Origin of the sequence: Dyadobacter koreensis (genome assembly GCF_900108855.1) — a bacterium.
Lineage (GTDB): Bacteria > Bacteroidota > Bacteroidia > Cytophagales > Spirosomataceae > Dyadobacter > Dyadobacter koreensis.
Genome location: NZ_FNXY01000005.1, coordinates 322,395 through 335,612, shown reverse-complemented (window position 1 = coordinate 335,612; position 13,218 = coordinate 322,395). Strand labels below are relative to the sequence as shown.

Sequence of the window (13,218 nt, the reverse complement as noted above, 5' to 3'; positions counted from 1 at the left end):
TTTTTATACTTTTAAGGTGCTTAACAGACAAGTTTTTCGCCGTCTGTTCTTACCGGCTCTGACATTATTGGCAGTAGCAGAAAATTGTGTTGCCCAAAAAGACTCGATTTTTCTTTCTCCTGTAACCGTATTTGGCTTCGTGCCGGAGCGTTTTATGAGCGGATTAAAAGTTCAGAAAATCGATTCGGTCACAATTGAACAATTTCGTTTTCGAAATATAGCTGATCTGCTTTCTCTGAATACACCCGTGATTTTTAAAAATTATGGTCCGGGACAATTGTCGACGGTTGCCTTTCGTGGAACAGCATCCAATCATACCGCGGTACTTTGGAATGGCCTGAACATTAATCTTCCAACATTGGGGCAAACTGATTTTTCAACTATTCCCGTTGCAGGATTCGATCAATTATCCGTTCAGTATGGGTCTTCGGCGAGCATTGTCGGAACTGATGCGGTTGGTGGAAGCATTTTGCTCAGCAGCTCGAAACCTGAGGCCGGTTTGCAGGTCATGATTGGAAGGCAGCAGGAAAGTTTTCGAAACAGCCAGACCCAGGCGACCATAAAATTTGGGACCCGCCTAAATAGTACCTGGAATTTTTCAGGAAAAACAGCGGCCTATGACGGAAATATGAATAACAGGTATCGCCATCCCGAACGAAATGGCGAAGCTATCAGTCCCTCAACTACTTTTCAAAAAGGTTTGGTTCAGGATCTGTTTTTTTCAAATAATAAACATGAGTTGTCGGCACATGTCTGGCTGACAGATAATAAATTAACCAACAATCCCGAGAATCTGGCCGGGCGACAAATGACGAGAATTAAATCGTACCGGACGATGCTTCGTTATGAAATTGAAGGGTGGACAGTGCGAACTTCTTGGATACGGGACATTATTGATTATGCGATTGGAGATTATTCAACGCTGGATCATGCAGTTACGGACCGTTACGGAATTCGTGGCGAACGCACTTTTGAATGGAAAGTGGGGAAATCAGGAAGTACAATCCAAATGCAGACCGGTAGTGAATTTACCCATTATAAAACTCAGGTTGAAAATTATGAACGCCCCGTCATAACAGAAAACCGCGGCGATTTTTTTATACTTACACGCTGGCAAACCACTTCAAGGCTACTGATTTCCGCGAATTTAAGACAGGCCCTTGTCACCGGTTACAATCCGCCGTTCACTCCTTCTTTGGGAGCAGAATATCGACTTATTCAAAATCTTCCATATAGTATCAAATTAAAAGGTTCGGTTGGAAGAAGTTATCGCGTTCCGACTTTAAATGAGCGTTACTGGAAAGATCTGGGCAACCCAAACATTAAACCAGAAAACGGATTTAATAAAGAAGCCGGAGCAGAGGCAGGTTATGTTTTAAATAAAATTCATTCTTTTACGGCAAATCTTACCGCCTATCATAATCGGATCGATAACTGGACATACTGGAATCCCACCAATAATTTTCGTGTAGAAAATCTTCAGATGGTTATCGCTCGCGGCGCAGAAATGCAGTTCGGCTGGAAAGGAAACTGGGAATATTGGAAATTTGGAGGCATGCTGAACTATGCACTAACCAGCACTTCGCAGGAAAAGACCTTCGATGCCTACGCGTCTGACATTGTCGGAAAGCAGTTACCGCATATCCCTTTGCATACCGGAAACGTTACTATGTTTATGCAATACAAAAATTTTCGTTTGACCAACCAGCTTCAAATCATTTCCAAACGGTATACAACCGCTGATCATAGCCAATCTGTGCCAGCCTACATGCTCGAAAATTTAATCATCGAAACGAACTTTAACCGGCCGCATTTTAGAGCATCGTTACAAGGCAGAGTCAATAACGTTTCTAATACTTTTTATCAGACCATTAACGGAAATCCCATGCCTGGGCGTAGTTTTGCAGTCAGCCTGTTGCTGTCAGCCAAAACAATCCGATGATGTCGGAGACTTTTTTTCAACCAATTAATGCTAACAAAATCTTTTTAACGATTACTTTAATACGATTATAATGAAAAAACAGCTAACCAGAATTTTAACAGTTACACTCATATCGGCCATTGCCTGGTCTTGTAACCAAAGTGATCCGGCTCCGAAAGGCACCTATGTACAAGGCGTTTTTGTGATCAATGAAGGGAATTTTTCTCAAAATAATGGCAACATTTCTTTCCTTACGAGAGAAAAAAATATAGCAGATTCTGACATATTTTCAATTGTAAACGGAAGTTCACTAAAAGGTGGAATGCAAGGATATGCTGTGGCGGGTGATCATGGAATAATTTTGGTTGATAATTCTAATCCCGGTTCCGATAAGGTTGAAATCGTAGATGCCAATCTGTTTACATCGACAGGATCCATCGGAGCACCTGATATAGAAAATCCTCGTGAAGTTGTTGCCATAGGAAGCACAAAAGCTTATGTGACAAACTGGGGTATTTTAAATTCTGATTATTCTTACCCAGCCGGGTATATTGCAGTGATTGATCTTGCAACGAAAAAAGTTGTTAAGAAAATCACTACGGATAAAGGTCCTGAAAATCTGGTTTTGCATAACAACAAAATATTTGTTGGTAATTATGATTACAGCGAGGGCAAAAACCTGACGGTGATCAATACAACTTCCGATGAGGTTATCAATTCTATTCCTTTCACTGAGGAGCCAAATCCAATCGGAGTGGATGCAAATGGCAAGTTATGGGTTCAGGCCGGACTTGATCTGATTCGTATAAATCCGGATACTTATGAAAAAGAAACTACCATAAAAATCAGTACTGATATGTCTAAATCGGCTAGCAATTTTGCGATGAGTCCTGATCTTAGAACAATCTATTTCGTCCTTGGTGATTTTACTCGCGGAGAGACTTATAAGTTTCAAATCACAGATACAGCCGTTAATTTGGCTACACCTTTCGCCAAAAGAATGTTCTCAGGTTTGGCAGTTGATCCAAGACAAGGTTTGATTTATGCTGGTGTTACACCATCTTATACGCAATCCGGATACGCGATTCGTTACCGCGCAGACGGGACATTAGTTGATTCAGTAAAAGTTGGTATCGCTCCAACGGGATTTTATTTCAGATAATGTACAAGCATTTTCTGGACACAAAAAAGAGGTCAGGTTTTAAAAACCTGACCTCTTTGGCTACTTGCTAACTTGACTATCTACTATCTTATTTGAAAAATCCCTGCGGATCAGGAAGTTTTGCTTTTAATAATTCTATAAACTCAAAATTAATCTGGTTAAAGTCCAGGTTTCTACCTTTGTGTAGATGTTCCCATGATTTCTCAGGCTCATTCCGGTTGTAATGCACCAGGGCCAGATTATATTGCCCCAAAGCGTAAGTAGAATCCAGCGCTACGGCATCTTCCAATAATTTAAACGCCTCATCAAGTTCTTCCTGCCGTTTGTTCATCGCATAAAGTTTCAGATCAACAGTAGAAAGATCTACCAGCAGAGGTACATTGTTGGATTGAAGACTGACTCCACGGCTCAGCATGCGTTTTGCATCAACCCAGTTTTCTCTCTGGTAACAAACAACTCCCAGTCCCCAATAAGCCTCGACATTTTTGTCGTTCAACAAATTGGCCAGGTTGAAACGGTAACAGGCTGTGTCCAATGAACCTTCCTGCAAATATTCCCAGGCCCGGGCAGAAAAAAAACTGCTCGCTTCTGGTCGGCTGCTAAAAGATTTATCGCATTCACTCAGGAAGCGTATCTCTTCATCAATCTGTTCAGAGCTCTTACTTTCTTCTCCAAACAACGGTACTACGCGTCTCTCTCTTAATTCCAACGGCCTTCTTTGCGAAATATTCGTATCAGAAATAGGTGCCGCACTTGCTAAATGTTTCTCCTGAGCAAGCCCAAGAGCAGGGATTAAAAGAGCAAACCAAATAACAACAGATTCTTTCATAAATTAAAAAATAGAGAAACAGGTTTTTCTATTGTCCAAGTTAAACGGAAATATTGGATATCGTATTGTATTATTTGCGTTTAGTTCGCTTTGTAGCAGTCCTACGACGGCCAGTGTCTTTGCCCTTCGTCGTAGGTTTTGCTCTAAATAGATGTGCATTCTTTTTTTCATGAAATGCGCCCAGGAACGTAGGATCCTCTTTTCTTTTCTGATTATCGATCTCCCGAAGCATCATTTGTCTCTCGTCAACCGGCGTTTTCATGATGTCAAGATCTTCCGGTAAATTTTCACGGGGAATTTCCATCCGGATCATTTTTTCAATTTTTGCAATATGATATTCATCTGCAACCGTCATAAAAGTGATCGCCTGTCCAACCGTATTTGCTCGCCCTGTCCGTCCGATTCTGTGCACATAGTCTTCATAAATCAAAGGAACGTCAAAATTAATCACGTGACTAACCTCTGTAATATCGATCCCCCGGGCAACTACGTCCGTCGCGACCATCACACGCACAGCACCTTCACGAAAAGCATCCATTGCGTTCGTTCTTGTATTTTGTCCTTTATTAGCATGTATAACCCGCAGCGCATCCTCTTTGACAACCGTATTCCGTAGATAACTATGAACCTGGCCAGCTACTTCACGGCTCCTCGTAAAGATCAGGACACGATTAAATGTCTCCTCATCTTTTAGTAAATGTGTGAGCAAATTGATTTTTGTACGGAAGTTTGGCAGCTCGTAAAGCACCTGCGTCACCATCTCCGCCGTCGTTGCTTGTGGCGTAACTTCTATCCTTGTCGGATATTCCAGAAATTCGAATGAAAGACGTTCAACCTTCTCGGAGAAAGTGGCAGAGAAAAGCATATTCTGGCGTTTACGGGGAAGAATTTCCAGAAAGCGACGAATCTGCGGCATGAAACCCATATCCATCATTTTGTCAGCTTCATCCAAAACCATACAGTTGATATATTTCACCACGATCTCTTCTTTCAGATAAAGATCCATGAATCTGCCCGGGGTGGCAACAATAATATCAACACCTTTGCGGATCGCGTCAATCTGTGCTTTTGGACCAATTCCACCAAAAAGAACAACAGTACGTATGTCTGTATATTTGCTTAGCTGAACAATTGCCTCAGAGATCTGCATCGCCAGCTCACGCGTAGGCGCCAGGATCAGGGCGCGCGGATGCTCTCCCTGCGCATATTTTATGCGCATAAGTAATGGCAATGTATAAGCAGCCGTTTTTCCTGTACCGGTTTGTGCTATACCTAAAATATCCTGTCCGGCTAGCGCTAGTGGGATTGCCTGCTCTTGTATGGGTGTAGGCTCCGCGTAGCCTGCTTCTTCAATCGCATTGAGTAATTGACGGTTAAGCTTAAATAGCTCAAATTTATTTTGCGTAGTTTGCATCGCGCAAAGGTACGAAAACAAAAATGAGCTTCCATAACTTAGGCCTTTATAGCTTCGTCAACCATCGCGGTTGAACCCACATAAATAGGAGAACGCTGATGAAAATTGGAAGGGACAATATCCAGAATTTCTCTGAAACCATCACTTGCTCTGCCACCGGATTTCTCGGCAATAAATGCAAGCGGGTAACATTCGTAAAGCAAGCGCAGCTTCCCTTTCGGATCTTTTGCCGTGGCAGGATATAAATAAATCCCACCCTTTAAAAGGTTCCTGTGGAAATCACCAACAAGAGAACCGATGTAACGGGCACTGTAAGACTTACGTTTACAGTTTGTTATGTAGTTTTGAGTTGAGGTAGTATAGCTGTTATAATTCCCTTCGTTTACTGAATAAATGACTCCGTTTTCAGGAGAGACAATATTTTTATGAGAAAGAATAAATTCACCCAGCGAGTGGTCATAAGTAAAACCATTCACACCATCGCCGGTCGAATAAACCAGCATGGTGGATGAACCATATAGAATATACCCGGCAGCAACCTGCTTTCGTCCGCCTTGTAAAAAATCATCAATCGTAGCAGGTGAATCGATCGGTGTGATGCGTCGGTAGATTGAAAAAATGGTACCGATTGACACATTTACATCAATATTAGACGAACCATCCAGCGGATCCATAGCGACCACATATTTCCCATGGTCATTGCCTGTATGGATAATGTCTTCATCTTCTTCTGAAAGAATCGCACAAACTTCTCCGCCGTTTTTCAATGCGCGTATAAACCGGATGTTAGCAATGATATCCAGCTTCTGCTGGTTTTCTCCCTGAACATTTTCTGTTCCATTTGCACCGGTTACGTCGATCAAACCGGCTTTATTTACTTCACGGTTGATGATTTTTCCTGCTAATGCGATATCTCTCAACAACTGCGAAAGTTCGCCTGTCGCATAAGGAAAAGCACTCTGACTGTGCATAATAAACCGATCAAGCGTCACTCCTACCGGTAACGCAAGTTCCTGCTCAATTTTTGATTCCATAACACCCATCTTTTAATACGAAGAAGTTATTGATTTATAAATTTGACCCTCTTTAATACCAAATTTCAAACACTTTTCGGACAATTCAGCAAGTAATGTGATATATTTTTCAAGTAGAAAATTACCTATATACGTCGTTCAGGGTGAATCATTTATTAGATCGTCGGAGAAATTTTTTCCTTATATTTTTAAATTATTTTAAGGAAATTTATGACATAGACCAGGAAATAACACTAAATCGAAGAGCAGGTTATTTTCGAAATTTTATAAAACAATTTATCTAACGGATTTATTTTAGAGAGGATAGAGAATGATGTCACAGGTGACAGGTATGACTGCAAAGCCGTAATCTTAATGATTTAATTTAGGCTGAGCTAACCACTGTGGTTTCAGGATACGCAACAATCCTGATTGTCGTTAAATAATTAAATTCACTGTAGAGACTTAAAAAAAATGGCGCTGAAAACAAATCGTTTCCAGCGCCACAACCTATATTTAAAAGACTTTATGGTTATCCTAACCTTACCAAAGCTTCTTTCAACGTAGCGATTTTCGCCTCCGCATCTGCCATTTTTTGTCTTTCTTTTTCAACAACATCAGCATTTGCATTTTGAACAAAACGTTCGTTCGAAAGTTTTTTAGCTACCGAATTCAGGAAGCCTTCGGTATAAATTAATTCCTTTTGAAGATTTTCACGTTCTGCTTCTACATCAATCTCTCCTTCAAGATTAATAAAAAATTCATCGGAACGAATAAGGAATGACATACCGGGCGCCTGCTCTGTCACGAAATTAATTTCAGCGACGTTCGCAAGTTTTCTTACTAATGCTTCTAATCCTTTATAAAGCTCTGGCTGATCACTTTTCACTGCCAAAGGAAGCTCCACTTTCGGACTGATATTTTTTGTATTTCTAAGATTTCTGACCGCGGAAATTAACTCAAAAAGAATTTCAAAATTCGCTGTTAAGGCAGTATCAACAGCACCGACCGTCGGGAATTCAGCCACACAAATACTTTCCTTTTCTTTTCGATCACGAATATTCTGCCAGATCTCTTCAGTAATAAAAGGCATATAAGGATGAGCCAGACGCATTAGTTTGTCAAAGAATTCAAGCGTTGCCTCGAAAGTTTGGGCATCAATGGGCTGTTCAAAACCCGGCTTGATCATTTCCAGATACTGTGCACAAAAATCATCCCAGATTAATTTGTAAACCGCATTCAAAGAATCAGATATACGGAATTTCGTAAAGTGATCCTGAACTTCTGCCAACGTCTGATTTAATTTGCTTTCAAACCATTTCACAGCGAGTGCCGAACCTTCCGGTGTTGAAAGAGATGTATCAACGGTCCAACCTTTTACAAGGCGGAATGCATTCCAGATTTTGTTACAGAAGTTTCTTCCCTGCTCAACCAGTTTTTCATCATAAGGCAAATCATTTCCGGCAGGAGAACTGAAAAGCATACCCGTCCGAATTCCATCTGCTCCATACTGATCGATCAAATCAATCGGATCAGGAGAATTCCCAAGGGATTTCGACATTTTTCGCCCTTGCTTATCCCGAACGATACCGGTCAGATATACATTTTTAAATGGGTAGGTTCCTCTGTATTCGTAACCGGCAATGATCATACGCGCTACCCAGAAAAATAAGATTTCAGGTGCTGTAACCAGATCGTTTGTCGGATAATAATAATTTACTTCTTCGTTTTCCGGCTCTTTGATTCCATTAAAAACAGAAATCGGCCATAACCAGGAAGAAAACCAGGTATCCAAAACATCGGCATCCTGCGTAAGATCTTCTTCGGTCAAAGCAAAAAGCTGGTATTCATGCTGAGCGATATGCAGTGCTTCATTTTTGCTTTTGGCAACGATCAGTGTTCCGTCCTGGAGATAGTAAGCAGGAATACGGTGTCCCCACCAAAGCTGACGACTGATATTCCAGTCGCGAACGTTTTCCATCCAATGACGGTATGTATTTTTGAATTTTGGTGGAATGAGCTGAATAGTATCATTCATCACATTTTCCAAAGCAGGCTTGCTCAACCGGCTCATTTTCAAAAACCATTGTTCTGAAAGTCTTGGTTCAATTACCGCGTTGGTACGTTCCGAGTGGCCTACGTTCGATTTATATTCTTCGCTTTTAACCAGATTTCCTGATTCTTCAAGCAACCTGATGATTTTCTTACGGGCCACAAAACGATCTTCTCCAATAAGAATCTGCGCTTTTTCATTCAGCGTTCCATCTTCATTTAAAAGATCGATGATTGTCAGGTTATGTTTTTTACCTAATTCGTAATCATTTGTATCATGCGCAGGAGTAACTTTCAGCGCACCGGTACCGAATTCCATCTCCACATATTCGTCAGCAATAATATCGATTGCCCTGTTGATTAAAGGAATTGTAACCTGTTTTCCAATCAGATTCCGGTAACGTTCGTCATTCGGATTCACACAAATGGCGGAATCCGCCATAATTGTTTCCGGACGCGTGGTTGCTATAATAATTCCCTCTCCCACTGCACCGCCAACCAGGTCGTAACGGATATAAACCAGTTTTTGGCTTACCTCCTTTGTAATCACCTCTTCGTCGGAAACGGTAGTGCGCGCCTGCGGATCCCAGTTCACCATACGGTGACCGCGATAAATATCTCCTTTTTTGTATAAATCAATAAAGACGTCGATCACCGAATCATAAAGATCCGGATCCATGGTAAACCGTGTGCGGTCCCAGTCACAGGAAGCACCCAGCTTTCGTAACTGCTGCAAAATGATACCGCCATATTTGTGCGTCCATTCCCAGCAATATTCTAAAAACTCATCACGGGAAAGATCTCGTTTGCTGATACCACGCTCTTTCAACATCGCGACCACTTTCGCTTCCGTAGCGATCGATGCGTGATCCGTTCCGGGAACCCAGCAGGCTTCTTTGCCCTCCATCCGCGCCTTACGGATCAGAATATCCTGAATGGTATTGTTGAGCATATGTCCCATGTGCAAAACACCCGTCACGTTTGGCGGTGGGATTACAATGGTATACGGTTCTTTATCAGGATTTGGCTTTGAATTAAAATATTTATTTTCGATCCAGTAGCTATACCATTTATCTTCTATCTCTTGCGGCGCGTAGGTTTTGGAGATCATTCTTTTTGTAAAATATGGGCGTTGTAAACAATTGCAGTCTTAAAAAGACGGCAAGTTATCATTTGAAAACGATATTTTCACGTGAATGATAGGAGATTAATGCCTGGGCCGGGAATATTTATTGTTCTGAGGGAGCAATCGGAAGCCATAAAATAAAAGTACTTCCATGACCCGGACGACTTTGAACGCTAACTGTTCCCTGATGTGCTTCCACCATTTTCTTTACATAACTCAGTCCAAGGCCGAAACCTTTTACATCATGCACGTTACCTGTCGGAACGCGATAAAAAGTATCAAAAATCCGGTGAATCTGATCTTTGCTCATGCCTAAACCCTGATCCTTGATGGAAATAGTAACCCCATTATTTTCATTTTCTGTTTTGACGGTCAAATGAAGTTTTTCAGGAGAATATTTAATTGCGTTATCCACAAGATTGTTAAGAATATTAGAAATATGAAGTTCATCACAAGAAATGACCTCGTTTGCCGCTTCAAATTCCAGGTCCAGCTCACCTTCTTTTTGCTCAATCTGAACACTCTGGCTATTCAAAACTTTTTCGATCAGATCGTGAATATTCGCATCGCTTCTTTTCAATTTAACATGACCTTTATCCAAAAGAGCCATTTGTAACACTTTTTCAACATGCGTTCCGAGTCGTTTATTTTCTTCCCGGATTATGCCGAGATATCGCGTCATTCTTGGGGAAGCCTCGTTTCCTGCCGACCTGGAATTTTCCTGTGCCATATCCGCTGCGAGCGCAATCGTGGAAATTGGCGTTTTAAATTCGTGGGTCATGTTGTTGATAAAATCATTCTTGATGTCCGAAAGTTTTTTCTGATGAAGAATGGTAGAAACTGCCATATAGAAACAGGCCATAATTACTACGATCAAAATTCCGGAGCCGCCAAACATGACGCCCATATCATTCAAAATGTATTTCTGCTGATCCGGGAAAAACACATATAGCAAATTATTTCCCTGCAACGTTTCGTTCGGAAAAAGTGACGCTTTATAGGAGCGCTGCTGCCACTCGTTGGACTTCAAACTTGCAGTGGAGAAGATCATCCCATTGTTTGCATTCGCCTGGACGGCAAATTCAAAAGGCAGCGTTATACCTTTTTCATTTAGTTCTTTTCTCAACAAAGTATCGAGTAAAAAACGGTTAACGCGTTCCTGGATCGGCCGCTTAGTATACATTAAATCCTTCATTACTTCACGGAGTAAATCCGCCCGATCGAGATCTTTTGACTTACCGTTGATGAGCGGTTTTGTTCCGGCAAGACTCGCAGATTTTTTTGCTTGCGGATTTACCTTATAGTATTCAATATGATTATTTGAAGATTCTCCGTTGCCCTGATTTTTAACAGCACTTTTCTGATTAGGAAAAACTTCCTGAAAGGCAGTCCCCAATTTCTTTTCATCTTCCAGCCTTCTTCTCATAAACTCATCCATGCCTTCCGCACCAAAACGTTGAGCCTGAAAAAATTCTTCGATAATTTGTTGCTGATGATCCACCATTATTCTGAAATTCGGGATCAGAACATCTGACGGTGCAGCTTCTGCCAGTACCTGATAATGAATTTCTTCTCCGTTTGGGCCAATAAAAACCTGAATATTAGGCGGAGCCGAAACAGCTGAAACTGTTTTTTTTGTATTCGTGACCGGCGCAGTTCTTTTCACCGGCATTTCCCGTAACTGCGTAATACGGTTTAATTTATCTTTTTGCTGCTCTGTTTCGATCCGTTGCTGAAGCAGGTACATCATTTCCTGTTTTTCCAACCGGTGCACAACTTCCTGGACAGACTCCGCGACCTTGTTATTAAACTGTTCATTCCTGATCGCGATGGCTTCGCGTATCCAGTACCACTGAAAACCGATAAGACCTATAAGCGCCAGGCACATTAAACCAATAATAATCTGAATTTTCCGCTTCGTCATTTGCTTCTTGATCTTTCGCTCAACTCTTGATGCAACACTTCTTTTTTTATTGCGACTTTATACCGCAGAACAAATTTAACTTATCCTGAGCAGCCCTTCCTGTTTTTAACAAAATTTAACAGCCGCTCATTTAAAGTAAAAGTAATTTTGTAATCATCTCAAAAACAAACCAATACAATATCATGACATCAGGCATCCTATCCAAAATCGCTTTGTCTGTGCTCCTCGCCAGCACACTTTCCCTGAACGAGAAAGCATTTGCACAGTCTGAAAAGGACGACCAAAAAAAAACTTCCATCCGTATTAAGGTAACGGAAGATAAGGACGGCAAAAGCAAAACAATCGAAAAAAATTATGAATTACCCGAAATGTCAAGAAGCGACCGGGAAGAATTTGTGGACAAAGCACTTGATTCTTTGAAGATTGATTCCAAAGGAAAAAGTCAGGTTACGATTCGCGTTGACGATGGCAAAGGAAATACAAGCGAGCAGAGACGCCGTCTGAAAACGCAAAATAAATCGGACGATGGTGATGTATTTGCCTACAATTTCAATCACGATTTCAACTTTGACGAGCTGCGCGATAAAACCAGAAGCCTGGAAAGAGAATTCAGACCAAAAGCAAAAATCATGATGCGGGATATGGAAAATCTTGGAAACCGGTTTGGGGAACGCGTCGGCGATTTCTGGAACAATGATATTGCAAAGGCTGCGACTGTCCGGGAGTTGTCAGCCTATCCGAATAACCCTGACAACGGTGTGCTTAACCTGCGCTTCTTTGTTCTGCAGAAAGGTGATGTGAATATTATTATTTCTGATACAAAAGGAAAAGAAGTTGGCCGCAAAGAAATCAAAGACTTCAGCGGCGATTTTGTTGGTCAAATCGATATCAAGAAAAATGTAAAAGGTACTGTATTTGTGACAGTTACACAAAATGAGGACGGCGCAGTAAAGCGTATTGTAATCCCTTAATTTTTTGGCCTTTTTCATGTTGGTCCTCTTGATTAGTAATAATTAAGAGGATTTTTTATTGGAAAAAATCGGGACAATAACGCTTACATCTATTAAGTAATTGTAAATTTGTGCCCAAACCATCAATTTGTCCAAAATTTGTTTCATTAAGCAACTATGCTGAATCTTATACTATTTGGTCCTCCGGGCGCTGGAAAAGGCACCCAAAGTGAGAAAATTATAGCAAAATACAAGCTCATTCACCTTTCGACCGGCGACTTGCTTCGTTCAGAAATTCAGGGAGGTACCGAATTAGGACTTAGGGCAAAAACCTTAATGGACCAGGGGTTATTGGTTCCTGATGAAGTTGTGATTGGGATGATCGACAACAAATTAAAGGAACACAAAGGAGCTCCGGGATTTATTTTTGATGGTTTTCCAAGAACTGTGGCACAGTCAGAAGCTCTGGATGCTCTGTTGGCTGGTCATAACGAAAGCATTTCAGTAATGGTAGCACTTGTTGTTGATGATAACGAATTACTGACCCGCCTGCTGAACCGTGGAAAAACTTCCGGCAGACCCGACGATCAGAACGAAGAGCTGATCAGCAAACGTATCCATGAGTATAACAGCAAAACAAAACCAGTGGCTGACTACTACCAGGCACAGGGAAAATATATAGCGATCAACGGTATCGGTGAAATCGAAACGATTTTCGAAGGTATTACAGGCGCGATCGAACAGGCATAACAACGTTTTTGAAAAGGTGTGGATAACCAGGGTTTTTCAGCCCGATTTCTGCACCTTTTTGCTGTAAAAACAGCAAC

9 protein-coding genes are annotated in these 13,218 nt (G+C 41.3%); 4 read left to right on the top strand and 5 right to left on the bottom strand.

The features are described from left to right. The first annotated feature begins 16 nt into the window (after positions 1-16). Both BMY70_RS17070 and BMY70_RS17065 read left to right on the top strand, forming a co-directional pair. Positions 17-1,942 carry a TonB-dependent receptor plug domain-containing protein gene (locus BMY70_RS17070; RefSeq protein ID WP_229209659.1) on the top strand — a complete coding sequence of 642 codons (1,926 nt, stop codon included), beginning with the start codon at positions 17-19 and terminating at the stop codon, positions 1,940-1,942. Between the two features lie 70 nt (positions 1,943-2,012). Next, positions 2,013-3,083 (top strand): DUF5074 domain-containing protein, encoded by a 1,071-nt coding sequence (locus BMY70_RS17065; RefSeq protein WP_090337217.1) that lies wholly within the window; start codon positions 2,013-2,015, stop codon positions 3,081-3,083. Between the two features lie 88 nt (positions 3,084-3,171). Here BMY70_RS17065 and BMY70_RS17060 read toward each other — a convergent pair whose 3' ends face one another. The 5 genes from BMY70_RS17060 to BMY70_RS17040 all read right to left on the bottom strand — a co-directional run bounded on the left by BMY70_RS17060 (position 3,172) and on the right by BMY70_RS17040 (position 11,441). Then, positions 3,172-3,912 (bottom strand): tetratricopeptide repeat protein, encoded by a 741-nt coding sequence (locus BMY70_RS17060; protein WP_090337213.1) that lies wholly within the window; start codon positions 3,910-3,912, stop codon positions 3,172-3,174. A gap of 70 nt (positions 3,913-3,982) precedes the next feature. Continuing rightward, on the bottom strand, positions 3,983-5,326 hold the full coding sequence (locus BMY70_RS17055) for a DEAD/DEAH box helicase (protein WP_090337211.1): 1,344 nt from the start codon (positions 5,324-5,326) through the stop codon (positions 3,983-3,985). Between the two features lie 38 nt (positions 5,327-5,364). Next, positions 5,365-6,360: a class 1 fructose-bisphosphatase gene (gene fbp, locus BMY70_RS17050; RefSeq protein WP_090337829.1), complete on the bottom strand. Its 996-nt coding sequence runs from the start codon at positions 6,358-6,360 to the stop codon at positions 5,365-5,367. A gap of 511 nt (positions 6,361-6,871) precedes the next feature. Next, positions 6,872-9,502 (bottom strand): valine--tRNA ligase, encoded by a 2,631-nt coding sequence (locus BMY70_RS17045; RefSeq protein WP_090337208.1) that lies wholly within the window; start codon positions 9,500-9,502, stop codon positions 6,872-6,874. Positions 9,503-9,620: 118 nt separating this feature from the next. Beyond that, on the bottom strand, positions 9,621-11,441 hold the full coding sequence (locus tag BMY70_RS17040; RefSeq protein ID WP_090337206.1) for a sensor histidine kinase: 1,821 nt from the start codon (positions 11,439-11,441) through the stop codon (positions 9,621-9,623). Between the two features lie 182 nt (positions 11,442-11,623). Here BMY70_RS17040 and BMY70_RS17035 point away from each other — a divergent pair, with 182 nt between their 5' ends. Beyond that, the gene (locus BMY70_RS17035) at positions 11,624-12,412 is read left to right on the top strand and encodes a T9SS type A sorting domain-containing protein (RefSeq protein ID WP_090337205.1); all 789 of its coding nucleotides are present in this window, start codon (positions 11,624-11,626) and stop codon (positions 12,410-12,412) included. A 156-nt stretch (positions 12,413-12,568) separates the two neighbouring features. After that, positions 12,569-13,141 carry an adenylate kinase gene (locus BMY70_RS17030; protein WP_090337202.1) on the top strand — a complete coding sequence of 191 codons (573 nt, stop codon included), beginning with the start codon at positions 12,569-12,571 and terminating at the stop codon, positions 13,139-13,141. Positions 13,142-13,218 lie beyond the last annotated feature (77 nt).

Excerpts from the sequence above, each read along its gene's own strand:
- fbp (WP_090337829.1), bottom strand. The coding sequence starts at position 6,360 with ATGGAATCAAAAATTGAGCAGGAACTTGCGTTACCGGTAGGAGTGACG.
- BMY70_RS17035 (WP_090337205.1), top strand. The coding sequence starts at position 11,624 with ATGACATCAGGCATCCTATCCAAAATCGCTTTGTCTGTGCTCCTCGCC.
- BMY70_RS17065 (WP_090337217.1), top strand. The coding sequence starts at position 2,013 with ATGAAAAAACAGCTAACCAGAATTTTAACAGTTACACTCATATCGGCC.
- BMY70_RS17055 (WP_090337211.1), bottom strand. The coding sequence starts at position 5,326 with ATGCAAACTACGCAAAATAAATTTGAGCTATTTAAGCTTAACCGTCAA.
- BMY70_RS17060 (WP_090337213.1), bottom strand. The coding sequence starts at position 3,912 with ATGAAAGAATCTGTTGTTATTTGGTTTGCTCTTTTAATCCCTGCTCTT.
- BMY70_RS17030 (WP_090337202.1), top strand. The coding sequence starts at position 12,569 with ATGCTGAATCTTATACTATTTGGTCCTCCGGGCGCTGGAAAAGGCACC.
- BMY70_RS17040 (WP_090337206.1), bottom strand. The coding sequence starts at position 11,441 with ATGACGAAGCGGAAAATTCAGATTATTATTGGTTTAATGTGCCTGGCG.
- BMY70_RS17045 (WP_090337208.1), bottom strand. The coding sequence starts at position 9,502 with ATGATCTCCAAAACCTACGCGCCGCAAGAGATAGAAGATAAATGGTAT.